We start from the raw sequence: 25,031 nt of genomic DNA on the forward strand, positions 1-25,031 counted from the left end.
GCCAGCGGGAGCCGTCGATGAATCAGCAAGCCACTCTGAGCTCGTCGCTGCTCGCGAAGTTCCCCGTGCTGGAAAAGGTTCGCGCACTGCCCAAGCCCATTTTGCTGGGCGCGGCCGCTGCCATCGTTGCGCTGATCGCCGCGGCGGTAATGTGGAGCAGCGAACCCAAGTACAAGGTGCTGTTCTCGAACCTGGACGACCGCGATGGCGGCGCCATCGTGACGGCCCTGGGCACAATGAACGTCCCCTACCGCTACAACGAAACCGGCACCGCGCTGCTCGTTCCGGCCGACCGCGTCTACGACGCCCGGCTGCAACTGGCTTCGCAAGGGTTGCCGCGCGGCGGTTCGGTCGGCTTCGAGCTGATGGACAACGCCCGCTTCGGCGCCAGCCAGTTCGCGGAACAGATCAACTATCAGCGCGGCCTGGAAGGCGAGCTGGCGCGTTCGATCGAAGCCATGCACACGGTGCAACACGCCCGCGTCCACTTGGCCATGCCGCGCCAGTCGCTGTTCGTGCGTGAACGCCAGGCGCCTACCGCGTCGGTGCTGCTGAACGTGTACCCCGGCCGCAGCCTGAGCGACTCCCAGGTGTCTGCGATTTCCTGGCTGGTGGCCTCCAGCGTGCCCGAACTGACCGCCGAAAGCGTGTCGATCGTTGACCAGAACGGCCGCCTGCTGTCGGCGCCGGCTGGCGAAGGCCGCGGCATGGATGCTGACCAGATGCGCTACGTGCGCGAGATGGAACAGCGCACCGTTGAACGCATCTTGACGATCTTGAATCCGCTGGTTGGCCCGGGCAACGTCCACGCCCAAGCCAGCGCCGACATGGACTTCGCCCGCCGCGAAGAAACGTCCGAGGTCTATCGTCCGAACCAGGAACCTGGCCAGTCCGCGGTGCGCAGCCAGCAAACCAGCGACTCCACCCAGCGCGGCATCAACCCCGCTCAAGGCGTGCCGGGCGCGCTGTCGAACCAGGCGCCTCCGAATGCGCAAGCGCCGCTGGCCAACCCGCCCGCGCAGCAGCCGCCCCGCCCGGGCCAGCCGCAGCAGCCGGCCAATGCCCAGCAGCAACAGCAACAACAGCAGCAGACCGGCACCCAAAACGCCGGTGGCAGCCTGAACGAACGCCGCGACGCCACGACGAACTACGAAGTGGACCGCACGATCAGCCACATCAAGCAGCCGGTGGGCAACCTGAAGCGCCTGTCGGTGGCCGTGGTGGTGAATTACATCCGCGACAAGGACGGCGAGCCGCAAGCCCTGCCGCCCGAAGAACTGAGCAAGCTGACCAATCTGGTGCGCGAAGCCATGGGCTATTCGGAAACGCGTGGCGACTCGCTGAACCTGGTCAACAGCCAGTTCAACGATGGTCCGCCGCCGGTGCCGATGTGGCGTGATCCGGAAATGATCGCCCTGTTCAAGACGATTCTGGCTTGGCTGGTGGGTCTGGTGATTGCGCTGTGGCTGTACCGCAAGGTCCGCCGTTCGGTCACCGAATACCTGTACCCGGTGGTTGATCCGGAAGTGGCTGAAGCCGAGCGCGTTGAAGCTGCCCGTGAAGCACAAGACGCCGCCCGCGCCAAGGAAACGAACCGCTACGAAGACAACCTGGAACGTGCCCGCACGATGGCTAATAAAGATCCGCGCGCCGTCGCGATGGTTCTGCGCACCTGGATGAGCAAAGATGACAAATGATTCCACTCCGATGGACGGCATGACGCGCAGCGCCGTCCTGATGATGTCGCTGGGCGAAGACGCCGCGGCCGAGGTCTTCAAATACCTCAGCGCCCGTGAAGTGCAGCAGGTCGGCGGGGCCATGGCCAGCTTGAAGCAGGTCACCCGCAACGACGTGGCCGTGGTGCTGGAAGAATTCCGCCAGGAAGCCGACCAGTTCATGGCCGTCACGCTGGGTTCGGACGACTACATCCGCAGCGTGCTGACCAAGGCGCTGGGCAGCGACCGCGCCGCCGGCCTGATCGAAGACATTCTGGAAGCCGGCGACAGCGGCAGCGGCATCGATGCGCTGAACTGGCTGGACCCCAACACCGTGGCCGAGCTCATCGGCGACGAACACCCGCAGATCATCGCAACGATCCTGGTGCACCTGGAGCGCGACCGCGCGGCCGGCGTGCTGGCGCTGCTGACCGACCGCCTGCGCAACGACGTCATGCTGCGTATCGCCACCTTCGGCGGCGTGCAGCCGGCAGCCTTGTCCGAACTGACCGAAGTGTTGAATTCCGTGCTGGCTGGCCAGGGCGCCAAGCGCAGCAAGATGGGCGGCGTGCGTACCGCGGCCGAGATCCTGAACATGATGAATTCCTCGGACGAGGAAACCGTTGTGGCCAGCCTGCGCGAACGCGACAACGACCTGGCGCAGAAGATCATCGACGAGATGTTCGTGTTCGACAACCTGCTCGACGTCGAAGACCGCGCCATCCAGCTCATCCTCAAGGAAATCGACAACGACACGCTCATGGTTGCGCTCAAGGGCGCCCAGGAAGAGCTGCGTGCGAAGTTCCTGCGCAACATGTCCAGCCGCGCCGCCGAAATGCTGCGCGAGGACCTGGAAGCGCAAGGCCCGATCCGCATGTCGAAGGTCGAAGCCGAACAGAAGAAGATTCTGCAGATCGCCCGCCGCCTGGCCGAAAGCGGCCAGATCGTGCTGGGCAACTCCGGAGACGACGCGTATGTCTGAAGCGGACAACGGCGCGACGACGCTCATCTCGCGCAGCGCCGCCTGGCGGCGCTGGCAGATGCTGTCGTTCGACGAGCCGGCGACCGTCGAAGTCGAGCCCGAACCGGAACCCGATCCGGGTCCGGACCCGGCTGTGGTGATGGCGCAACTGCGCGCCCAGGCCATGGCCGAAGGGCGCGAGGAAGGCTACGCGCAAGGCCATGCGGCCGGCGCCGAAGCCGGGCAGCAGACCGGCCACGAAGCGGGTTTTGCCGCGGGCCGCGAAGCCGGTTACGCCGAGGGCCTGGCCCAGGCGCGCGAACAAGGCGCGGCAGAAGCGCAGCGGTTGCATGCGCTGGTTCAAGCCTGCGCCACATCGCTGGGCTCGCTGGAAGAAAAGATGGGCCAAAGCCTGCTGACGCTGGCGCTGGACATTGCGCAGCAGGTCGTGCGCACCACTCTGTCGGAACAACCCGAGACGGTGGCCGCCGCCGTGYGCGACGTGTTGCACATCAACCCGTCCGCGGGCGGCCAGATGCGCTTGTGGGCCAACCCCGAAGACATCGAGCTGATCCGCCTGCACCTGGCCGACGAATTGAAAGAAGGCCATTGGCGCGTGCTGGCCGATGAGTCCATTGCACGCGGCGGTTGCCGCGCCGAGACGCCGTTCGGCGATATCGACGCCACGCTGCAAACCCGGTGGCGCCGCGTCGCGGCGTCCTTGGGCCGCAACGTGTCGTGGGAGGACCCGGCGTGAACGGCAATCCGGCTCCGGCTCAGCCCGGCCAGACGGCCGTGCCCGCGGCGTCCGCACCGGCATCCGCGCCGGCGCCCGCCGCCCTTGCACCGGCCGCCACCACCGTGCCCGTGCTGGATCGCTGGAAAACCCAGCTGGAGATCGGCTCGATCCGCGCCGCCTCCACCGACCCGTGGCTCGTCAGCGGCAAGATCACGCGCGCCACCGGCCTGGTGCTGCACGCCACCGGCCTGCGCCTGCCCGTGGGCGCCGCCGCCCGCATCGAAATCGCGCGCGGCCATGACCACTGGGCCGACGCCGAAGTCGTGGGCTTTGACGGCCACACCCTGTATTTGATGCCGCAGGCCGATATTTCCGGCCTGCCGCCCGGCGCGCGCGTCGTGCCTGGCGAACCGCCCGTGCAACGCGCGATTCCGCTGCCGCGCAAGGCCGAATTGAACGGCAACGCCAAACCGCAGCTGGGCCGCCACTTGCCCGTCGGCAATGCGCTGTTGGGCCGCGTGCTGGATGGCGCTGGCCGCCCGCTGGACGGCTTGGGCCCGCTGACCGGCGCCGAACTGGCGCCGCTGTCCGCCCAGCCGATCAACCCCTTGTCGCGCGCCCCGATTGACACCGTGCTGGACACGGGCGTGCGCGCCATCAACGGCTTGCTGACCGTTGGCCGCGGCCAGCGTATGGGTCTATTTGCCGGCTCCGGCGTGGGTAAATCCGTGCTGCTGGGCATGATGGCCCGCTACACCAAGGCCGACGTGATCGTCGTAGGCCTGATCGGCGAACGCGGCCGCGAAGTGAAAGAATTCATCGAGCACAACCTGGGCCCCGAAGGCCTGGCGCGCTCGGTTGTGGTGGCCGCACCTGCCGACGTGTCGGCGCTGTTGCGCCTGCAAGGCGCGGCCTACGCCACACGCCTGGCCGAGCACTTCCGCGACCAGGGTCTGGACGTGTTGCTGATCATGGATTCGCTGACCCGCTACGCCATGGCGCAACGGGAAATCGCGCTGGCCATCGGCGAGCCGCCGGCCACCAAAGGCTATCCGCCGTCGGTGTTCGCCAAGCTGCCGATGCTGGTTGAACGCGCCGGGATGGGCGCGCCTGGCCCTTCGGGCAAGGCCGGTTCCATTACCGCGTTCTATACCGTGCTGGCCGAAGGCGATGACCAGCAAGATCCGATCGCCGATTCGGCGCGCGCGATTCTGGACGGCCACGTGGTGCTGTCGCGCCATCTGGCCGAAGCCGGTCACTACCCCGCCATCGATATCGAAGCGTCGATCTCACGCGCCATGACCTCGCTGATCACGACGCAGCAATTCGCCATCGTGCGCCGCTTCAAACAAAACCTGTCGCGCTACCAGCGCAACCGCGACTTGATTGCCGTGGGCGCCTACGCCGCCGGCAACGATCCACAGCTGGACGAAGCCATTGCCCGTTATCCCCGTCTTGAAGCCTTCTTGCAGCAAGACGTTGGCGAGAACATCGGCTATGAAGACGCCGTCAACCAGTTGCGCGCCAGTTTTGAGTTAAGGGACACCTATGCCTAGCCAATTGCCCTTGGACATGTTGATCAACCTGGCCAAGGAGAGCACGGATGAAGCCGCGCGTCTCTTGGGCCGGCTCAGCGCCGAACGCACCAATGCCGAACGTCAGCTCGGCATGCTGAATGATTACCGCCAGGACTATCTGGAGCGCTTGCAGCAGGCGATGACGACGGGAATGTCGGCCAGCGACTGCCATAACTATCAGCGCTTCATTGGCACCCTGGACGACGCCATCGGCCAACAGCAAGGCGTGCTGCGCCAGGCGGATGAAAACCTGGCCAAGGGCCGCCAATACTGGCAGCAGGAAAAGCGCAAGCTCAGTTCCTACGACGCCTTGGCGCAGCGCGAAATGCGCGCCCAAGCCGTGGTGGAATCCCGCCGCGAACAACGCGCCAACGACGAATACTCCGCCCGCCTGGTCCAGCGCCAAGCCGGCATGCATTAAGCAATACCTAACAGGAAGCCCAAGATGACCGCTCCCCTGCCCTTGCCGACGATCGCTCCGGTCGCGCCGACGTCCATCGCTGATGCGTTGGGCGCCAACAAGACGCCCGCGAACAAGAAAGGCCCCAGCTTCTCCGACGTGCTGGCTCAGCAGCGTCCGAAGCCGTCGGCCGATTCGCGCCCGGCGAACAATGGCGCCAAGACGCCCGGCAAAAACACGAACACCGCCAGCGACGCCGCCAGCAAGGCTGAAGGCGCTGCCGCCGGTGCAATCAACGACGCTGTCACGACGGCGACCGCTGCCGAAGCCGGCGCGCTGGCCGTTGCCGCGCAACAACCGGCTGCGCCCGTGCTGCCGCAACAAGCGCTGGACATCGCCGCGCAAGCCGCCGAACAGGTGCAGCTTGCCCGTGGCAACGCGCAGGCTGCCGCCACCGCCATGAGCAGCGGCGCCGCCGTGCTGACCGCAGCGCTCACGGCTGCCGATAGCCCCGCCACCGCACAGACCCCGGTCGCCGCGACGGCCTTGCAGGCCGAAGCCGCCGCCGCGATTGCCGCGCGTAACGCGCAAGCCGCTCAGCCCGTGCTGACCGAAGCCGTCAAGCCGGGCAGCGCCGTGGCCGCCGTGGCCGCTACTGCCGTCGCCGAGGTCGCGCCTGCCGCCGCCAAGCCGGCCGCCAAGGCCGACACGCCGCGCCTCGCGCCCGAGATCGCACTGCCGCGAGTCCCGCGCGCAACCACGGCCGATGCCGACGCCAAGCACACCACCACCCTGCCCGCGCATACCGAAGAAGAACTGACCGCCGCGCTGAACAGCACGGCCCAGCAATTCCAGGCCCCGCAGCATGGCGCATCCGCGCAAGACCAATTGGCGCAAGCGCTTGCTGCCGCCACCCAGCGTCAGGCCGCCCCGGTTGCGAACCAGGCCGCCATCGCCGCGCCTGCGGTGCCCGTCGTGATGCAGATCGCCACCCCGGTTGGCGGTACGCATTGGGGCACGGAACTTGGCCAGCAAGTGGTGATGATGAGCACCAACGCACGCCAAGGCATGCAGACCGCCGAGCTGCGCCTTGACCCGCCGGATCTGGGTCCGCTGCGCGTCAGCCTGAACCTGACCGACGGCGTGGCCAGCGCCTCGTTCGTGTCGGCGCACGCGTCGGTGCGTCAGGCCATTGAAACCGCAATTCCGCAGTTGCAACAGGCGTTGGCGCAAGCCGGCATCTCGTTGGGTCAGACCAGCGTCGGTGAACAAACCGCGCAGCAGGAATTTGCACAACAGAACGGCAACGGCGGCTCGCAGCGCCAGTCCGGCGGCGCATCGGTGGTTGCCGATGGCGCAGCCGACAACGCAGCGCCTGTCGTGACCGCGTCGCGCAATGCCAACGCCCTGGTAGACACCTTCGCGTAATAAACGAGCGGCCCGTGCCCAGCAATGGACGCGGGCGGTGCAGCAATAGCTTGAGATACGCGGCTTTCGCCCTGTTTTTCGCCTCCAAGCCGAGGCGTCTTTTCGGGCAGAATGCTTTCATCCACTAAGAATCCGTTTTCACCAGCGGCCCAATACGCATCGAAACCGAGATGGCGACTTCCAAAACCATAACCGCGCCGACAGGCGCTAAGAAATCCGGTGGCATCGGCATTGTTCGCATGCTGCTGGCCCTTCTGGTCCTGCTCATCGTCGCCGCCGCTAGCGCGGGCGGCACGTGGTTCATCACCCAGCGCATGCAGCAGCCGCCCGCCGGCGCCGCAGTGCAATTGGGCGTGGGCCAGGTTCCTGGCGGCCAGCCTGGCCAGCCCGGCCAAGCAGGTCAAGCCGGCCAGGCCGGCGCAGGTCCGCAAGCCACGCCGACGACCTTCGTCGCCCCGCCTGCCGGCCCTATCGCCGTGCCCGCACCGATTTTCGTGCCGATCGAAGCCTTCACCGTCACGCTGCAAAACGCTGACACCGAACGCATCATGCACGTCGGCCTGACGCTGCGCGTCAGCGATGAGCAAACGCGCACGCGTCTGGAAAAGTACATGCCTGAAGTGCGCAGCCGCATCCTGATGGTGCTGTCGTCGCAATCGCCCACCGGCGTGCAGACCCAGCAAGGCAAGACCGACATGGCCAACGCGATCAAGCAGGCAGTCAACCGCCCGTTCTCGCCCCTGCCGGACGGCCAGTATGTCACCGACGTACTGTTCACGGCGTTCGTGGTGCAATAAAGATGGCCTACGAGGCATTTCTTTCGCAGGACGAAGTCGATGCGCTGCTGGCTGGCGTCACCGGCGAGAGCGATAGCAAGTCAGAAGCGGCAAGCTCCACGGATGGCGCGCGCGCCTATGACCTGAGCTCGCCCGAGCGCGTCGTGCGCCGCCGCATGCAGACGCTGGAACTGATCAACGAGCGTTTTGCGCGCCACATGCGCAACGTGCTGTTGAACTTCATGCGCCGTAGCGCAGACATCACGGTCGGCTCGATCAAGATCCAGAAGTACGCGGACTTCGAACGCAACCTGCCGGTGCCGAGCAATCTGAACATGATTCAGATGAAGCCCCTGCGCGGCACGGCGCTCTTCACGTATGACCCGAACCTGGTGTTCCTGGTCATCGACAGCCTGTTCGGCGGCGATGGCCGCTACCACACGCGCGTCGAAGGCCGGGACTTCACCACGACCGAACAGCGCATCATCCGGCGCCTGCTCAACCTGACTCTGGAAAGCTACGGCAAGTCCTGGGACCCCGTCTATCCGATCGAATTCGAGTATGTGCGCTCGGAGATGCACACCAAGTTCGCCAGCATCACCGGCAACAATGAAGTGGTGGTCGTCACCTCGTTCCACATCGAATTCGGCGCGACCGGCGGCGACCTGAACATCTGCCTGCCCTACTCCATGATCGAGCCGGTGCGCGATCTGCTGACGCGGCCGTTGCAAGAAACCACGATGGAAGAAGTGGACCAGCGCTGGTCGCAGCAGCTGTCGCGCCAGGTGCGCAGCGCCGATATCGACGTGGTCGCGGAATTTGCGCGCATCCCGTCGTCGATCCGCGAGCTCATGAGCCTGAAGGTGGGCGACGTCCTTCCCGTGGACGTCCCCGACACAATCATTGCCAACGTGGATGGCGTACCGCTGATGGAATGCGGTTACGGCGTCTTCAACGGCCAGTACGCCCTGCGCGTGCAGAACATGTTTACCTACGATACCGATTCACACGAGGCCCCCGACCATGACTGACAAGAACGAGCCTGGCACCGGCTCGTCCCCGGCCGACGACTGGGCCGACGCGCTCGCCGAACAATCCCGCGCCAATCCGCCCACCCAGGCCGATGGCCTGAAGCCGCAGGACGACTGGGCAGCCGCGATGGCTGAACAGACCGCCTCCACGCCGCCCGCTGAAACGCCCGCCCCGGCAGCCGCCGCGCCGGCCGCTCCGGCTGCGCCCGCACCCGCCAAGCCCGCCGCGCAATCGGCGTCGCAATCGGTGTTCAAGCCGCTGGCTGGCACCACCGCAGGCGCCGGCACCGACATCGACCTGATCATGGACGTGCCCGTCCAGCTGACGGTTGAATTGGGCCGCACCCGCCTCACCATCAAGAACCTGCTCCAGCTGGGCCAGGGCTCGGTGGTGGAACTGGACGGCCTGGCCGGCGAGCCGATGGACATCTTCGTCAACGGCTACCTGATCGCCCAAGGCGAAGTCGTCGTCGTTGAAGACAAGTACGGCATCCGCCTGACCGACATCATCACCCCGTCCGAGCGGATCAACCGCTTGAACAACCGTCGTTGACGTCTGGCGCCATGACTGAGTCCGCCCTGCTGCGCGTCATCATCGGCCTGGTGCTGGTGGTGGCCGCCATCCTGGTTTCGGCCTGGCTGGCGCGGCGCGCCGGCCTGACTCAGCGTGGCGGCGGCAACGTGTTGAAGCAGGTCGCCAGCATGCCGGTCGGCCCGCGTCAGAGCATCGTTGTCGTCGAAATTGAAAACACCTGGCTGGTGGTGGGCGTTGGCCCGAACCAGCTCAACACCCTGCATACCCTGCCCGCCGGTCAATTGCCGGAGGGTTCGCCCTTGCCCGCCGCAGCGTTCGCGGCCAAGCTGGGCCAGGCGCTCAAGCGCCGCTAGCGCCATCCGCGCGATCCAAGCGATACCCATGAGTTTGCTCAACAGCACGACATCCCCCTCTCTCCGCTCGCGCGCGCTGCCCATGCTGGCCGCCGCCGCCGTGCTGGGCCTGGCCTTCTTTCCGGCCGGTGTCGTCGCCCAGGCCACCCTGCCCGCGCTGACCACCACGCCGGGCGCAAACGGCTCCGAAACGTACTCGCTCAGCATGCAGACGCTGCTGCTGATGACGTCGCTGTCGTTTCTGCCCGCCGCCCTGCTGATGATGACGGGCTTCACGCGCATCATCATCGTGCTGGGCCTGCTGCGCAGCGCGATGGGCACGGCGATGTCGCCGCCCAACCACGTGCTGATCGGGCTGGCGCTGTTCCTGACCTTCTATACGATGTCACCGGTGTTCGACAAGATCTACGCCGACGCCTACAAGCCGCTGTCCGAAGGCTCCATCCAATTCGAGACGGCCGTTGAACGCGCGGCCGGCCCCTTGCGCACCTTCATGCTGCACCAGACGCGCGAGAACGATCTGTCGTTGTTTGCCAACCTGGCCAAGCTGCCCGCGCTGGAAGATCCGTCGCAAGTGCCGCTGCGCATTCTGGTGCCGGCGTTCATCACCAGCGAACTGAAGACGGCGTTCCAGATCGGCTTCACCATCTTCATCCCCTTCCTGATCATCGACCTGGTTGTGGCCAGCGTGCTGATGGCGCTGGGCATGATGATGGTGCCGCCCGTGACCGTGGCGCTGCCGTTCAAACTGATGCTGTTCGTGCTGGCCGACGGCTGGAACCTGCTGATGGGCTCGCTTGCCCAGAGCTTCTACCAATAACGCCCGGAGACACGCCATGACCGCCGAAACCGTCATGACCATGGCCTACCAGGCGATGAAGATCGTCCTGGCGATGGCGGGTCCGTTGCTGCTGGTGGTGCTGGTGGTGGGCTTGATCATCAGCATCTTCCAGGCCGCCACGCAGATCAACGAAATGACGCTGTCGTTCATTCCGAAGCTGCTGGCCATGTGCGGCGTGCTGGTGCTGCTGGGCCCTTGGCTGATCGGCGTCATGGTCGACTACATCCGGCTACTGATCGGCCAGATCCCGATGCTGGTGTCCTGAGCGGCCGGGTTTTCCGCCTGCCCGCCGCCCGGTCCCCGCCGCCATGATCGCCTTCACGCTCGAACAGCTCAACGGCTGGATCGGCCAGTTTCTCTGGCCGTTCGTGCGTATTCTTGCGTTGGTCGGCACCGCGCCGCTGTTCTCTGAATCCATCATTCCGATCAAGGTCAAAGTAGGCCTGTCCTTCGTGCTGGCGGTTGCCATCAGCCCCGCACTGGACCCCATGCCGCCCATCTCGCCGGGCTCGTTCGCAGGCTTGTGGATGGTCATGCAGCAGGTGCTGATCGGCATCGCCATGGGTTTCACGATGCGCATCGTGTTCGCCGCCGTGCAGACCGCGGGCGAATTCGTCGGCCTGCAAATGGGCTTGTCGTTCGCGTCATTCTTCGACCCCAGCTCCGGCGCCAACACCGCCGTGCTATCGCGCTTGTTCAACATGATCGCGATGCTGACCTTCCTGGCGCTGGACGGCCACTTGCTGGTGCTGGCCGCGCTGGTGCGCTCGTTCGACACCCTGCCCGTCGCCATGATCCAGCTGCATCAGAACGGCTGGGGCGTGGTGGTGGAATGGGGCAAGACGGTGTTCGTGTCGGGCCTGCTGCTGGCCCTGCCGCTGATCTGCGCGCTGCTCACCATCAACCTGGCCATGGGCATCCTGAACCGCGCGGCGCAGCAACTGTCCGTGTTCTCGGTAGGTTTTCCGGTGACGCTCATTGTTGGCGTGACGGTACTGACCGTTGTGTTGCCACACGCGGGGCCCTTTCTGGAGACGTTGTTTGAGTCCGGGCTGGGCGCGATGAGCCGCGTGGTGGATGCGTTGGCGGGGCGATAGCGCTGCATCCCGCCCATAAAAAAACGGCCGCTTTTCAGCGGCCGTTTTGTTTTGCCTGTCACACCCGGAAGGTTACGGCTGCCCCGTCAAGCGGAACACGCGGATCGTCTCGCGCAGCGCGCCAGATTGGGTGCCCAGCTGCATCACCGCGCCACCCAATTCCTGCACCAGCGCCGTGTTCTGCACCGTCATCACATCCATTTGCGACACGGCCGTATCCACTTGCTCGATACCGCTGGACTGTTCCTGGGACGCCTGTGAGATCTCGCCGATGATGTCGGTGACGCGATGCACGGCGGCCACGATTTCTTCCATTGTGGCGCCGGCCTGTTCGGCCTGCGCCGAGCCTTCCGTCACGCGGTCGACGGAATCCTCGATCAGCCCCTTGATCTCCTTGGCTGCTTGCGCGCTCTTCTGCGCAAGGCTGCGCACTTCGCCCGCCACCACGGCGAAGCCCTTGCCGGATTCGCCGGCGCGCGCCGCTTCCACCGCCGCGTTCAAGGCCAGGATGTTGGTCTGGAATGCAATGCCTTCAATGATGCTGACGATGTCGGCAATCTTGCGCGAGCTGCTGGAGATGCCGTGCATGGTGTTCACCACCTGCCCCACCGCCACGCCGCCGCGGCGGGCCACGTCCATGCTGCTGGCGGCCAGTTGGTTGGCCTGCCGCGCGTTGTCGGCGTTCTGGCGCACCGTGGACGTCAGTTGCTCCATGCTGGCGGCCGTCTGTTGCAGCGATGCCGCCTGGCCTTCGGTACGGCCGGCCAGTTCCTGGTTGCCGCGCGCAATGTGCACGGCGGCGTGCGTCGTGCCTTCGATGCCGCGATAGACGTCCTGCGCAATGCCGATCAGGCTTTTGCGCATCACTTCCAGCGAAAACTTCAGGCTGCCGATCTCGTCATCGGAATCCGCGATGATCTGCGTGGTGAGGTTACCGGCGGCGACTTGGCGCGCCATGTTGGCCGCGTCCACCATCGGGTCCAGCAACGAGCGCGACAGGCTCCAGCCCATGCCAAAAATGGTGATGGCTGCCAGCGCAATCGCGCCGCAGCCCAGGCTTGCCGTCATCGTGCTCAAGCTGTCCCAATTGGCGTGCAGCCCATAGGCGCCCGCGGCCGCCATGATGGCGGAGGACAAAAACGAATGGCGGAACATGCGGCTGCGCACGCTGTTCCTGAAGGGAAACGCCAGCACATCCAGGCTGCGACGCCAGCCGGCGCGCACCGGCCGCCCGCGCAAGATACGCACGCCGCGCGCCGAGCCCTCGCGAATGCGCGCGTAGAGCTCCTCGGCCATCTCGACCTGCTCATCCGACGGACGCACGCGCACAGACGAATAAGCCACCACTTCGCCGTTTTCGACGATAGGCGTGGCGTTGGCCAGCACCCAGTAGTAGCCGCCGTCCTTGCGGCGGTTCTTGACCAGCCCCAGCCACGACTCTCCGGCTTGCAGCGTTTCCCACAGATCTTCGTAGGCTTCGGGCGGCATGTCGGGATGGCGCACGATGTTGTGCGGCTTGCCGATCAGTTCTTCGCGGGTGAATCCGCTGACTTCGACGAACGCCGGGTTCGCGTAGACGATGCGGCCCTTGGTATCGGTACGCGAGATCAGGTATTGATCTTCACGCAGCTTGGTTTCCACGTCATTGACGGGTAGGTTCACGCGCACAGCTAGTCTCCAGTGACATCAATAGAGCAGCGAATGAATAGCAGCGAGCAAACCGGACTAGACGCCCCGCATCGACCTGTTCCCGCCTGGTTTGTCATGTCGACGCGGCTGCGCCGAATTTCAAACACTGTTCACCGCCCTTTACAGGCGTTATTGTTATTAACGGTCTTATTCGCAAGAACTTAACGTGCGTAGTAAAAGCGCAAGCGTTCTTATGACCGTCAGATATAAGGAACACGGCCGCGCTATCAGCGCGGCCGCGATCGTCCTGCCAAACCGCGCGAAGGCGACTTAGCCCTGCGTCAACGTCGGCGCGGCGTAGCCGCTCAGTTGATGCGCCGGCACTTCGATCACTTCGCCTGCATTGATCTTGAACACCGCCACGGCTTCGGCCAGACGGTGCGCCTGATCCTGCAAGGAACCGGCGGCAGCCGCCGCTTCTTCCACCAGCGCCGCGTTCTGCTGCGTCACTTCGTCCATCTGCGACACGGCACGGTTCACTTGATCAATACCGCTGGACTGCTCTTCGGACGCCGCCGAGATTTCGCCCATGATGTCCGTCACACGCTTCACCGAGGCCACGATCTCTTGCATCGTTGCGCCCGCGCGTTCCACCTGCTGCGAACCTGCGCCGACCTTGGTCACCGAGTCTTCGATCAAACCCTTGATTTCCTTGGCAGCTTGCGCGCTGCGTTGCGCCAGCGAGCGCACTTCGCCCGCCACCACCGCAAAGCCCTTGCCCTGCTCACCGGCACGCGCGGCTTCCACGGCGGCGTTCAACGCCAGGATATTGGTCTGGAAAGCGATACCGTCAATGACGGAAACGATTTCCGAGATCTTGCGCGAGCTGGCCGAAATGCCCTGCATCGTGCTGACCACTTCCGACACGGCCGAACCGCCGCGCTCGGCCACGTCCGACGCGCTGGCCGCCAACTGATTGGCCTGGCGTGCGTTGTCGGCGTTCTGCTTCACGGTGGACGCCAGCTCTTCCATCGACGCCGCGGTTTCTTCCAAGGAAGCGGCTTGCTCTTCCGTGCGGCTGGACAGGTCCGTGTTGCCGGCCGCGATTTCACGCGAACCCACGGTGATCTCGTCCACGCCACGGCGCACCGTTGCAACGGTGCGCGTCAGGCTTTCCTGCATGCGCTTCACGGCCGCCATCAATTGGCCGACTTCGTTGTGCGACTTCACTTCCACGCGGCTCGTCAGGTCGCCTGCGGCGATCTTGTCGAAGTGCTGGCCCGCTTCCACCAACGGACGCACCACCAGGCGGCCGAACAGGATGCGGCAGAACACCATCAGCAACAGCGCCAGGCCCACGGCCACGCCCACCGCCACCATGGCGCGGTTGAAGTTGGCTTCGGCCTGATCGATCGTCGCTTGCTGCTGGTCACCGATGTACTTGCTGAAATCGCTGATCGCCTCGATGAAGGCGGCGCTACGCGGGGTGCCGTATTCGTTGTTCACCATGTAGAACGTCGAATAGTCTTCGCTGCGCAGGGCTTCCACCATGGTGTCCACGCCATCGTCGATATACGAGCGATAGCGGCGCACCAGGTTCATGGACAGCTGACGGCCGGTGTCGTCTTGCAGCATGTTCTTTTGGAAGTCAGCAAAACGGCTGCGCACGCCGGTCAGCAGATCCGTCGCGCCCTTCAACGCGGCAGCCGCGTCGCGAGCCGAATTCTCGCCGCTGCCCCAGCCGGATTCCTGCAGGTGGCGTGCGGCCACCATCAGGCTCACGCGGGCGCGCAGCATGTCGCTGTTGATCATCTCGACTTGCTTGGCGCGCTCGGTCAGCGCGTTGACTTCGCGGATGGACTCGTAATTGTGTTGCAAGAAAAATGACGCCAGGCCACCGACGGCCGCGATCAAGATCGCGAAGAACGCCATGACCCACAGCAGCATCGTGCCGACGCGGGCGTCGCGCAAGCGCAGTTTGCGTTTCACCTTGGGCGCTCGCGCGGCCTTCTTCTTCCCGCCTTTGCCGGCCTTTGCGCCGGATTCGAGACTTGCTTCCATATTTTTCCCCATCCCTCAGGAACAGCTCTGACCAAATGAAAAACCACCCTGTGGACACGCCCTGTTACATGGGGTGTACATTGAGGGCGACGTTCATTGCGGCTTGCGCCGCAATGCTCTGCCGGACTTACACGACTATTTGCCCACAGGCGCCAACCCGGCCGGTTCACCCGGGCCAGGAATGTAGATCGTTTGCACCTCGGGTTCCGCCGACGGCATCGGCGTCCAGGCCTGATTCAAATCAGGCGCGGGCGCAGGCCCCAGCAGTTTTTGGCGTTCCCAAGGTTCCAGCAGAATATTGGTGCTGTCGACGAGCCGCATCAGACGGCCATCCGGGCCGAATTGCAGCAGCGCTTCCTTACGGCTGTACAGGCCGTCGGCGACAAACGTGATCTTGAAGTCCCACAGGGCGAGGAGCGTCCCGTCGGTCTGTCTGTAAAGCTTGGTGGGCGGCGCGGTCAGCGCGCGCGAGGCCTCTTCCAGCGTCGTCTGCCCCGGCGTCAGGGTCGACAACTTGCCCGGGTCGAAGTTGTGACCCGTTGCCGCGCAGCCGCCAAGCAACAACGCGATGGCGGCAGCCGCCAGAAGATGTATATAGCCTCGCATACCCTACCTATTCGCCGGCATGGCCGGCATCAAAAAGATTCCCAATCGTCGTCCGACGGCGCCTGACGACGGCTTGCGGCCGGAGCTGCTGGCTTGGTGTCAGCCGCAGCGGCTGCCGCGCGCGGCGCGGGGCGGCGCAGCGGACGCGCCGCCGTGGCGCCTTCTGCAGCAGCGGCCGGCTTGGCGCGCGCCGTGTGCGTCAGACGCACTGCCGGCTTGGATGGCGCGGCTTGCGCGGCGGGGGCTTCAGCGGCCGGGGCAGCGACGCGCGGCGCGCGGCGTTGCGGCTGCTGCGCCAACTGGCGAGCCGGCACTTCAATCACTTCACCTGCATTGATCTTGAACACGGCTACGGCCTGGACCAGGCGCTCTGCCTGTTCCTGCAAGGAGCCCGCAGCAGCAGCCGCTTCTTCCACCAGCGCCGCGTTCTGCTGCGTCACTTCGTCCATCTGCGACACGGCGCGGTTCACTTGATCGATACCGCCGGACTGCTCTTCGGACGCCGCCGAAATCTCGCCCATGATGTCCGTCACACGTTTCACCGAGGCCACGATCTCTTGCATCGTCGCGCCCGCACGTTCCACTTGCTGCGAACCGGCGCCCACCTTGGTCACCGAGTCTTCGATCAAACCCTTGATTTCCTTGGCGGCTTGCGCGCTGCGTTGCGCCAGCGAACGCACTTCGCCCGCCACCACCGCAAAGCCCTTGCCTTGCTCGCCGGCACGCGCCGCTTCCACGGCGGCGTTCAGCGCCAGGATGTTGGTCTGGAAAGCGATACCGTCGATGACGGAAACGATTTCGGAAATCTTGCGCGAGCTGGCCGAAATGCCCTGCATCGTGCTGACCACTTCCGACACCGCCGAACCGCCGCGCTCGGCTACGTCCGACGCACTCGCTGCCAACTGATTGGCCTGGCGTGCGTTGTCGGCGTTCTGCTTCACGGTGGACGCCAGTTGCTCCATCGACGCCGCGGTTTCCTCAAGGGACGCCGCTTGCTGTTCGGTACGGCTGGACAGGTCGGTGTTGCCCGCGGAGATTTCGCGCGCGCCCACATTGATTTCGTCCACACCCCGGCGCACGGCGGCCACGGTGCGCGTCAGGCTTTCCTGCATGCGCTTCACGGCCGCCATCAATTGGCCGATTTCGTTGGAGGACGTTGCCTCCACACGCACCGTCAGGTCGCCGCCTGCAATCTTGTCGAAACTGTCGCTCACCGAGCGCAAGGGGCGGAGAACGACGCGGTTCATGAACAGGAACGCGCCCAGCGACACCGCCAGGATCAGCGCGGCCAGGGCCAGGTACACAAACGTCATCGTGGACGCCTGCGTACGGGACGCCTGCACCCGCTCTTCGCTGAACGTGTTGATGTTGCTGGCGAATGCACTCAATTGCTTGAAGAACGCGGCGCTAGCGGCGCCAGCCTGGGTGTTTTTCAAGGTCAGGTAGGTGGCGGCGTCGCCCTTGTCGAGCGCGGCCATCATGGCCTGCAGCGCACCCGAGAAGCCGTTGAACGAGGACAGCAGCTCGCCCTCAGCCGCCTTGCCCAGCGCCGTCACTTTCGGCACGGCCTTGAAGGCTTCCATCTTCTTGTTCGCGTCTGCGATCAGCTGCTGAACGGTGCGCGAGTTGTCGGCCGCGCCGTTCGTATCACCGGCCGCGCGCTGCGCGGCCGCGATGTCGGCGCGAATCGTCGCGCGCAGCATCTGCGTATAAGCGTCCTTGATCAGATTGCTCTGTTGGACGCTCAGGGAATCCAGGGCGTTGATGGTGTCGGCGCTGGAACGCATGCTGTTCCAGCCCAAACCAATGGCAACCAGTGCGGCAAGGGCAACGGCCAACTGAGCGAGCATCAAGCCCGTGCGCACCTTCAGATTGCTGAACATGTTCCGATTGTTCCGGTAGTCGTCCCGGCGGCGCTGTCGCCGCTGGTCCGTAAAAGGGGGTCTATCTGTGAGCTACTGCCTATTCAATGCACTGACGGGGGAATCGCGTCAGAAAGACTCCCAATCGTCGTCCGCTGGCGGCGCACGGCGGCTGGAGGCGGAAGGTGCCGGCGGCGCACCCGCGGCATCCGCCCGGGTCGCGGGACGGCGCAACGGTCGCACCACGGTAGCCGCCGTTGCTGCGGGTTTGGGACGCGCCACCTGCGTCTTGCGCGGCGCGGCGGCGGGCGCCGGCTTCGGCGCCGCAGGCGCGTCGCCCGCATCAGGAGCCGACTGCGATTCCTGCTCCAGCTGCGATTCTTGTGCGGGCGCCTCGGGTTTGTTCACGGGGGCATGCGCGGCGGCATTCGCCGATCGGTGGCCAGGCTTGCTCAGCTGCGCCACCGGTGCTCTCGGGGCGGCGGCCTGCGCTCTCGGGGCGGCGGCCTGCGCTGCCTGCACGCGCGGTGCACTGCGTTGCTGCGCCAACTGGTGGGCGGGCACTTCAATCACTTCGCCGGCGTTGATTTTGAACACGGACACGGCTTCGGCCAGACGTTGCGCCTGCTCTTGCAACGAGCCGGCCGCGGCGGCCGCTTCTTCCACCAGCGCCGCGTTCTGCTGCGTCACTTCGTCCATCTGCGACACGGCGCGGTTCACTTGATCGATACCGCTGGACTGCTCTTCGGACGCGGCCGAGATTTCGCCCATGATGTCGGTGACGCGCTTGACCGACGCAACGATCTCTTGCATCGTCGCGCCCGCGCGTTCCACTTGCTGCGAACCGGCACCGACCTTGGTCACCGAGTCTTCGATCAAACCCTTGATTTCCTTGGCGGCTTGCGCGCTGCGTTGTGCCAGCGAACGCACTTCGCCCGCCACCACCGCAAAGCCCTTGCCCTGCTCACCGGCACGCGCCGCTTCCACGGCGGCGTTCAGCGCCAGGATGTTCGTCTGGAAAGCGATGCCGTCAATGACGGAAACGATTTCGGAAATCTTGCGCGAGCTGGCCGAAATGCCCTGCATCGTGCTGACCACTTCCGACACCGCCGAACCGCCGCGCTCGGCTACATCCGACGCACTCGCTGCCAACTGATTGGCCTGGCGTGCATTGTCGGCATTCTGCTTCACGGTGGACGCCAGTTGCTCCATCGACGCTGCGGTTTCCTCAAGGGACGCCGCTTGCTGTTCAGTACGGCTGGACAGGTCGGTGTTGCCCGCGGAGATTTCGCGCGCACCTACATTGATTTCGTCCACACCCCGGCGCACCGTTGCCACGGTACGCGTCAGGCTTTCCTGCATGCGCTTGATCGCGCCAAACAGCTGACCGATTTCGTTGGTGCTGCGCACCTCGATGCGGCCGGTAAAGTCACCGCCCGAAATCTTGTCGAAGTGATCGCCCGCCTGATGCAGCGGACGCAGCACGGTGCGGTTGATGAACAACCAGCAACCCAGCGCCAGCACCAGCGCAATCGCCAGCATGGCAAGGGTGACCGTGCGCGAGATACGGTGATCCGTTTCGGCTTGCACGACCAGTTCGTCCGTGCGCGTGTCCAGGAATTGCAGTACGCCGTTGACGCCTTCGCGGAACTCGGTATTGGCCTTGCTGCCGGAATCGTTCAGATCCAGGTATTCCTGGATCGCCATGCTGGACAACGCGGCGGCCTGGCGCTTGTACACGTCGTCGAACTCTTTGTAGCCCGCTTCCAGCTTGGCCACGGCGGCTTCGGAACCCGCCATGCGTGGCGCTTTGCGGAAGGCGTCCAGCGACTGCCTGCCTTCTTGCATCAGCGTCTCAGCGCGCTTGGCCTGGGCGTTCGCCTGCTCGGTCTTGCCCTGCTGCATATCCATCAACGACGTCGCCAGCAACAGCCGGCCGCGCAGAAACGCGGCATACGCGCGGTTCAGCTGGGTGCCTTGGTTCGAGTAGGCGTCGTTGACCCGTTCCAGCTTTTCATTGCTGGAATTCAACCCCATCCACGCCACGCCGTTCGAAATGAACATGGCGCTCGTGAAGAGCAACAGCACCAGCACGATACAGGTGCGAACTTTCAAATTGACAAGCATGAAATATCCGAGCGTTAGGCCACGAGAAACGACTATTTCCTACCCTGCACGCAACCACGGACGCCCCGGCCCAAGGCCAGCAGCGTCCGCAAATCGCCACGCCCCAAGGGCGCCTACAGGGCTACTGCCGCATTATTTGCGGCTGAACAAACTTGATCCCTGAATGGTCATGAAAGCCGACGATGCCGCAGCCAGCGCCACTTGGCGCAAGGCGAGCTGGCTGGCGCCCGAGTAGTAATCCAGGTCTTCCAGATCGGACAGCGACTTGGCGTACGTCAGGCCCTTTTTCGTGCCGGTCGCGTCCAGCGCTTCCAGCTCATTCATCCGGGCGCCAACCGATGCGTTCACGGTCAGGACGTTGTCATAGCTGTTCGACAACTTCTTGTTCGCGGTCGCCAGGGCGTTGGTCACGCGGGCCGTTGCGACAGGGTCCCCATTGCTGGGAGCGTCCAAGGCAGAGATGAGGTCGTCCAGCGTGGAGAACACGTCCATATCTGCGGACTGCACGCTCTCGACGTTGATCGTGTCATTGGCTTTGGGCGCACCGGTGATCACCACCGAAACGCCGCCAAAGTCGATGGCGGTGCCATCGGCGTAAGGCGTCGCGGGCTGGGACGGGTCGGGCACGGTCACGGGGTTGCCGCCATTGGCGTCAGTCGTGGTCACGCGAAAACCCATGGCGCCGGAGGCGTCGGCCTCGAACGTCACGCTGAAATTCTTGCCCTGATTGGCAGCGCCCGGCGTCACAGACACGGAGCCGAACTGCGCGGTGCCGGTGTTGGTGGCGGGCGTGGATGCCACATAGGCTTGCGAGCCCGGATTGGCGCGGCCGAAGACGTCGACACCCAGATCGCTGGTGGACAATTGACGGCTCTGATCCACTTGAATGGTGCGCTCGCCGACCGAACCGCTGTATTGAATATTGCCGCTGGCGTCCTTGGAGTAAGGCGCCACGCTGCCGTCGTTACCCGAAAACAGGTACTGACCGCTGCCATCAGTCGTATTGGCCAAACCCAGCAACGCTTCACGCGTGCTTTTCAGCGCGGTGGACAAGCTTTGGCGATCGCTATCGGAGAGCACGCCGCCCGCCTGCACCACCCGGGTACGCGCGTCCTGCAGCACATTCTTGACCGCGTCCAGCGTATTGCTTTCCTGGCCAAGATTCGTATTGGCGGTCGCACGGTTCGAGGCGTACGTCGAATTGATGCTTTGCGTCTGGGCCACGCCAATGGATAAGGCCGCCGACAAGGGATCATCCGCCGGCGTCAAGAACTTACGGCCGCTGCCGATCTGTTCTACCAGGCGGTTCATGTCGGATTCCTGAGCGAGAACGCCGCTCAGGCCGTTCGTGTACATCATCGTGGTGCTCAGGCGCATGGTGCAACTCCGAAATTCTTTTTAGTAATCACAGTTCAACGCTCAAATCAGCTACGCAGACCCAACAGCGTGTCGAAAATCGTGCTGGCCACATCGATAATGCGGGCGCTGGCCTGATACTGCTCTTGGTACAGCGACAGGCTCACGTACTCTTCGTTCAGGTTGACGCCCGACACGGACTGTTGCGCGGACGTGGTCTGCTTGATCAGGTTGGCCTGTGCGGTAGCAGCCGATTTGGCCTGCGCCGTCTGAACGCCTACCGTGTTCACGACCTGCGCGAACATGTCGGTGGTGCTCATCGTGCCGTGGCCCAGGACCTTGGCAGTTTGCAGTTGCGCGAGCTTCAGGGCGTTCTTGCCGTTGGCGTCACCGCCTGCGGCGTCGGCGGCGGCGATCTTTTCGGGATCGGTGATCAGCACTTCAATGTCACGTGCCGCGTTGCGCGTGGGCGCCAGCGCCCACTTGTCGCCTGCCTGGGGCGGGGCGTTGATCGTCAACGTCACGCCCATCTCGCTTTCCATGTTCAGGGTGGCGTTCGGCGGCGTGCCCGTGGCGGGGCCGTTGTAGACCTGCGTACCGCCCGGCATGCGCACGACCTGATAATTCGTGCCGTCGAACGAAATCTCGTATTCCTTGGCGTTGATGTTGGCCAGGTTCGTGAATTCGCCAGTAATCTGCGCGTTGCTCTTGTTCTGCGTGTTCGGCACGGCTTCGGGAGAAGAAATACCGAAGAAATCGGTGCCCGGATTGCCGTTCTGGTCCAGACCCTGCTTGTGCTGCTCGTTGAAAGACATCGCCAAGCCAACGGCCATCTGGCCCAGCTGGCTCTGCATGACGTCCAGCGATTCCGCGCGGAATTGCAGCAGGCCGCCTAGCTTGCCGCCAGTGACTTCCGTGTCGTTCAGCTCCACGGCGACGGTCTTGCCCGAACCGGCAGGCAAGGTGTAGGCCAGCACGGTACGGCTCGCGTCCGAGGACGACGGCACGGCTTGCAGCGGATAGATCGTGTTGCCCGACAACAGCGACTGGCCGCCCTTGGCCAGCGAAATATTGATCTTGTCACCTTGCTCGTAGGTCGTGATGCCCACGAGCTGGTTCAGTTCCATGACGGCTTGATCGCGCTGGTCGAGCAAGTCGTTCGGGGGGCTGCCGCCGGCCTTGCCGGAGGCGAGCGAGATCTGCGTGTTCAGATCGTCGATGCGGGTCAGGTAGCTGTTGACCTGCTCCACCGTCGTCGTGATCTGGGTGTTCAGCCCTTCACGCTGCTTTTGCATTTCGGCATAGGTCGAACGGATCTGGGTGGCCAGGCTGTTCGCTTTGCCCAGCAAATCCTGGCGAGCGGCCGGATCTGCCGGCGCGCTTGCCACCGCGTTCATGCTCGAGAAGAAATTCGTCAGCCCCGGGGCAATGCCAACTGTGCGGTCTGCAAACAGGTTGTTCACCTGCGAGACCTGGTCAAACTGGGCTTGAAGCTGAGCACCGCTGCCCTGCGCGCCGACCAGCTGCTTGTACAAGAAGCTGTCGTAGCTGCGCGTGACCGTGTCAACCTGAACGCCGCGGCCGATGTAGCCGTTGCTGGTTGCCTGGGCGCCCGCGGTGGACGTCATCACGCGTTGGCGGTTATAGCCGACCGTGGTGGCATTGTTGATGTTGTGGCTGGTCGTTGCCAAGCCTGCCTGGGCAGCATTCAACCCACCTAGCGCCGTTTTATACAAATTCATGCTGACATTGCCCTGTATGTAGCCACAGCTGTTATTCCTGGATACTCCGTTTACGGCAGGAGATCCTCGAAATTTAGAGTCCTTCCAAGATCTGGCGAGATTTTTCTACGCTGGTCGCCGCCCCGCGCAACTGGCCCATGATGCCGATCAGTTTTTGCGCATAGCGGGGGTCGGTCGCGTAGCCCGCGTCCTGGATCTTTCGTGCCGCATCGATTTCGTTGCGGGCCTGCGTCACAGCTTCGTAGCGCGGGCTGTTGCCGATCAAACGGGCGTAGTCCGCAAACGATTCCTCATAAGAGGCGTAAGCGCGGAAAGGTTGCGTCACCTTTTTCGCCACACCGTCTTCGTATTCGGTGGTCATCACGTTGACGACCTTGCCCTTCCAGCTGCCGCCCGCCTTGATACCGAACAGGTTGTAGCTGGTGCTGCCGTCGGAATGCTTGATTTCGCGCTGGCCCCAGCCGGATTCGAGCGCCGCCTGACCCATGATCAGACGCGCCGGCACGCCGCTTTGCTGCGACGCCAGATTGGCCGCGCGCGACATCTTCGACACGAAATCCACCACGTGTTCAGGCGCGCCTTCGGCCGCGGCCAAGGCGCGGTCGCTGGCGCGGTTGTTGCGCATCACGTTCAGCAGCGCCGACACTTCGCGGGAGCCGCCGGTGCGGAAATCCAGATCGGCGCCCTGCCCGATTGCCTTCACCGCATCGTCCGACACATCGGCGGGCTTGCCTTGCTGCATCTGCGCCAGGATGGACTGCGACAGCCCGATCCCCGGCGTGGCCAGGTGCAGCGCCAGCTGCTCATCCGCCATGGATTGCAGCATCTGCGTCTGCTGCGAGTCGAACAGCCCTTCCTTGGGCGTCGCCTCGCGCATGCGCTTGACCATCATTTGCAGGAACAGGGCTTCGAACTGCTTGGCCACCTGCTTTTGCTGGTCGGTGCCTTCCGGGTCTTTCTTGACGTCGCGCTTCAGGTCCGACAAGCGGCCCATGTCAAACACCGAATCCTGGCGGGCTGCGCCCCGGGCCGCATCTTGAGTAATTGCCATGGCCGTCAGATGATTTCCAGTTCGGCGCGCAAGGCGCCGGCGGTTTTCATGGCCTGCAAGATAGCCAGCAGGTCTTGCGGCGTAGCGCCCAAGGCGTTCAGGCCCTTGACCACGTCAGCCAGGTTGGCGCTGGTGCTCACGCGTTGCAGCGATCCGTTGTCCTGGCGCACTTCGATCTGGGTATTGGGCACCACCACCGTCTGGCCTTCCGTGAACGGCGTGTCCGGTTGCGACACCTGGTTCTGGCGGTTGATGATGACCGACAGGTTGCCGTGCGCCACGGCCGCTTCTTCGATCATGACGTTGCGGTTCATGACGACCGAGCCGGTACGCGCATTGATGATGACCTTCGCGACCGTGGGCGCGCGCGCCACCTGCATGTCTTCCACCTGCGACAAAAAGCGCGCCTGCGACGCCTGTTCCATCGGCGTGCGCACTTGCACGACGCGGCCGTCCAGCGCCGTGGCCGTGCCTTGGCCGAACTTCTTGTTCAGCGCCGACGCCACGTTCTGCGCCGTGCCAAAGTCGGTGTTGTTCAGCTCGACATGAATGTAGCCGTCGCGCGAGAACGTGGTGGGCACGCCGCGCTCGACGATGGCGCCCGCGCTGATGCGGCCGCCGTTCAATTGGTTGATCTGCACGCTGGAGCCGCCGGCGGATGCGCCTGCGCCGCCCACCAGGATGTTGCCCTGGGCGATGGCGTAGACCTGGCTGTCGGCGCCCTTGAGCGGCGTCATCAGCAAGGTGCCGCCGCGCAGGCTCTTGGCGTTACCCATCGACGACACCACCACGTCCAGCGTCTGGCCGGGCCGGGCAAACGCCGGCAAGGTAGTGGTAACCATGACGGCCGCCACGTTCTTCAACTGCATGTTGCTGCCGGCAGGCACCGTAATGCCCAGCTGCGACAGCATGTTGGTCAGGCTTTGCTGCGTGAACGGCGTCTGGCGAACCTGGTCGCCGCTGCCATCCAGCCCCACGACCAGACCGTAGCCGATCAGCTGGTTGCCCCGCACGCCCTGGATCGTGGCCAGGTCCTTGAGCCGCTCGGCCTGTGCAGCGCCGGCGCCGGCCACCAGCCCGACCGCCACGCAGACACGGGCGAACAAGGACAGCAAGGCGGATATCGGAGTCGGTTGTGTCATGG

At 64.5% G+C, this 25,031-nt stretch carries 22 protein-coding genes; 13 read left to right on the forward strand and 9 right to left on the reverse strand.

Features of this window, described 5'->3' with window-relative positions:
• Positions 1 to 17: 17 nt before the first annotated feature.
• From fliF to fliR, 13 genes are all read left to right on the forward strand, one after another.
• A complete protein-coding gene (gene fliF / locus AC1DB0_RS11290; RefSeq protein ID WP_054425905.1) occupies positions 18 to 1,697 on the forward strand; it encodes a flagellar basal-body MS-ring/collar protein FliF in 1,680 nt (559 codons plus the stop codon).
• Positions 1,687 to 2,697, forward strand: coding sequence for a flagellar motor switch protein FliG (gene fliG / locus AC1DB0_RS11295; RefSeq protein ID WP_054425907.1), 1,011 nt, complete (start codon positions 1,687 to 1,689; stop codon positions 2,695 to 2,697). The genes fliF and fliG overlap by 11 nt, the downstream gene beginning before the upstream one ends.
• Complete coding sequence (fliH, locus tag AC1DB0_RS11300; protein WP_476758661.1) at positions 2,690 to 3,433, forward strand: flagellar assembly protein FliH; 744 nt, start codon at positions 2,690 to 2,692, stop codon at positions 3,431 to 3,433. The genes fliG and fliH overlap by 8 nt, the downstream gene beginning before the upstream one ends.
• Before the next feature lie 104 nt (positions 3,434 to 3,537).
• Positions 3,538 to 4,971, forward strand: coding sequence for a flagellar protein export ATPase FliI (gene fliI / locus AC1DB0_RS11305; protein ID WP_054426344.1), 1,434 nt, complete (start codon positions 3,538 to 3,540; stop codon positions 4,969 to 4,971).
• Positions 4,964 to 5,413, forward strand: coding sequence for a flagellar export protein FliJ (gene fliJ, locus AC1DB0_RS11310; RefSeq protein WP_054425911.1), 450 nt, complete (start codon positions 4,964 to 4,966; stop codon positions 5,411 to 5,413). The genes fliI and fliJ overlap by 8 nt, the downstream gene beginning before the upstream one ends.
• Positions 5,414 to 5,437: 24 nt before the next feature.
• On the forward strand, positions 5,438 to 6,820 hold the full coding sequence (locus AC1DB0_RS11315; RefSeq protein WP_476756896.1) for a flagellar hook-length control protein FliK: 1,383 nt from the start codon (positions 5,438 to 5,440) through the stop codon (positions 6,818 to 6,820).
• Positions 6,821 to 6,990: 170 nt separating this feature from the next.
• Positions 6,991 to 7,617 carry a flagellar basal body-associated protein FliL gene (gene fliL / locus AC1DB0_RS11320; RefSeq protein ID WP_054425915.1) on the forward strand — a complete coding sequence of 209 codons (627 nt, stop codon included), beginning with the start codon at positions 6,991 to 6,993 and terminating at the stop codon, positions 7,615 to 7,617.
• Between the two features lie 2 nt (positions 7,618 to 7,619).
• Positions 7,620 to 8,627: a flagellar motor switch protein FliM gene (gene fliM / locus AC1DB0_RS11325; RefSeq protein WP_054425918.1), complete on the forward strand. Its 1,008-nt coding sequence runs from the start codon at positions 7,620 to 7,622 to the stop codon at positions 8,625 to 8,627.
• The gene (fliN, locus tag AC1DB0_RS11330) at positions 8,620 to 9,180 is read left to right on the forward strand and encodes a flagellar motor switch protein FliN (protein WP_054425919.1); all 561 of its coding nucleotides are present in this window, start codon (positions 8,620 to 8,622) and stop codon (positions 9,178 to 9,180) included. The genes fliM and fliN overlap by 8 nt, the downstream gene beginning before the upstream one ends.
• Positions 9,181 to 9,191: 11 nt before the next feature.
• On the forward strand, positions 9,192 to 9,515 hold the full coding sequence (gene fliO, locus AC1DB0_RS11335) for a flagellar biosynthetic protein FliO (RefSeq protein ID WP_054426346.1): 324 nt from the start codon (positions 9,192 to 9,194) through the stop codon (positions 9,513 to 9,515).
• 28 nt (positions 9,516 to 9,543) lie between these two features.
• Complete coding sequence (fliP, locus tag AC1DB0_RS11340; RefSeq protein ID WP_476758662.1) at positions 9,544 to 10,335, forward strand: flagellar type III secretion system pore protein FliP; 792 nt, start codon at positions 9,544 to 9,546, stop codon at positions 10,333 to 10,335.
• 16 nt (positions 10,336 to 10,351) lie between these two features.
• Positions 10,352 to 10,621: a flagellar biosynthesis protein FliQ gene (fliQ, locus tag AC1DB0_RS11345; RefSeq protein ID WP_054425924.1), complete on the forward strand. Its 270-nt coding sequence runs from the start codon at positions 10,352 to 10,354 to the stop codon at positions 10,619 to 10,621.
• A 43-nt stretch (positions 10,622 to 10,664) separates the two neighbouring features.
• Complete coding sequence (gene fliR, locus AC1DB0_RS11350) at positions 10,665 to 11,453, forward strand: flagellar biosynthetic protein FliR (RefSeq protein ID WP_054425926.1); 789 nt, start codon at positions 10,665 to 10,667, stop codon at positions 11,451 to 11,453.
• A 72-nt stretch (positions 11,454 to 11,525) separates the two neighbouring features.
• On the opposite strand, the gene AC1DB0_RS11355 is transcribed toward fliR, so the two are convergent.
• The 9 genes from AC1DB0_RS11355 to AC1DB0_RS11395 all read right to left on the reverse strand — a co-directional run bounded on the left by AC1DB0_RS11355 (position 11,526) and on the right by AC1DB0_RS11395 (position 25,029).
• Positions 11,526 to 13,121: a methyl-accepting chemotaxis protein gene (locus tag AC1DB0_RS11355; RefSeq protein ID WP_447577573.1), complete on the reverse strand. Its 1,596-nt coding sequence runs from the start codon at positions 13,119 to 13,121 to the stop codon at positions 11,526 to 11,528.
• 291 nt (positions 13,122 to 13,412) lie between these two features.
• Positions 13,413 to 15,143 carry a methyl-accepting chemotaxis protein gene (locus AC1DB0_RS11360; protein WP_054425930.1) on the reverse strand — a complete coding sequence of 577 codons (1,731 nt, stop codon included), beginning with the start codon at positions 15,141 to 15,143 and terminating at the stop codon, positions 13,413 to 13,415.
• A gap of 135 nt (positions 15,144 to 15,278) precedes the next feature.
• The gene (locus AC1DB0_RS11365) at positions 15,279 to 15,749 is read right to left on the reverse strand and encodes a hypothetical protein (RefSeq protein WP_054425932.1); all 471 of its coding nucleotides are present in this window, start codon (positions 15,747 to 15,749) and stop codon (positions 15,279 to 15,281) included.
• 29 nt (positions 15,750 to 15,778) lie between these two features.
• Positions 15,779 to 17,632: a methyl-accepting chemotaxis protein gene (locus AC1DB0_RS11370; RefSeq protein ID WP_476756898.1), complete on the reverse strand. Its 1,854-nt coding sequence runs from the start codon at positions 17,630 to 17,632 to the stop codon at positions 15,779 to 15,781.
• A gap of 108 nt (positions 17,633 to 17,740) precedes the next feature.
• The gene (locus tag AC1DB0_RS11375) at positions 17,741 to 19,738 is read right to left on the reverse strand and encodes a methyl-accepting chemotaxis protein (RefSeq protein WP_476756899.1); all 1,998 of its coding nucleotides are present in this window, start codon (positions 19,736 to 19,738) and stop codon (positions 17,741 to 17,743) included.
• A gap of 132 nt (positions 19,739 to 19,870) precedes the next feature.
• On the reverse strand, positions 19,871 to 21,115 hold the full coding sequence (gene flgL, locus AC1DB0_RS11380; RefSeq protein WP_054425939.1) for a flagellar hook-associated protein FlgL: 1,245 nt from the start codon (positions 21,113 to 21,115) through the stop codon (positions 19,871 to 19,873).
• A 47-nt stretch (positions 21,116 to 21,162) separates the two neighbouring features.
• The gene (flgK, locus tag AC1DB0_RS11385; protein ID WP_175168427.1) at positions 21,163 to 22,836 is read right to left on the reverse strand and encodes a flagellar hook-associated protein FlgK; all 1,674 of its coding nucleotides are present in this window, start codon (positions 22,834 to 22,836) and stop codon (positions 21,163 to 21,165) included.
• Between the two features lie 73 nt (positions 22,837 to 22,909).
• Positions 22,910 to 23,887, reverse strand: coding sequence for a flagellar assembly peptidoglycan hydrolase FlgJ (gene flgJ / locus AC1DB0_RS11390; protein ID WP_054425943.1), 978 nt, complete (start codon positions 23,885 to 23,887; stop codon positions 22,910 to 22,912).
• Between the two features lie 5 nt (positions 23,888 to 23,892).
• Positions 23,893 to 25,029 carry a flagellar basal body P-ring protein FlgI gene (locus AC1DB0_RS11395; RefSeq protein ID WP_054425945.1) on the reverse strand — a complete coding sequence of 379 codons (1,137 nt, stop codon included), beginning with the start codon at positions 25,027 to 25,029 and terminating at the stop codon, positions 23,893 to 23,895.
• Between the last annotated feature and the right edge of the window lie 2 nt (positions 25,030 to 25,031).

It is taken from the genome of Achromobacter sp. 10T422 (assembly GCF_056394065.1).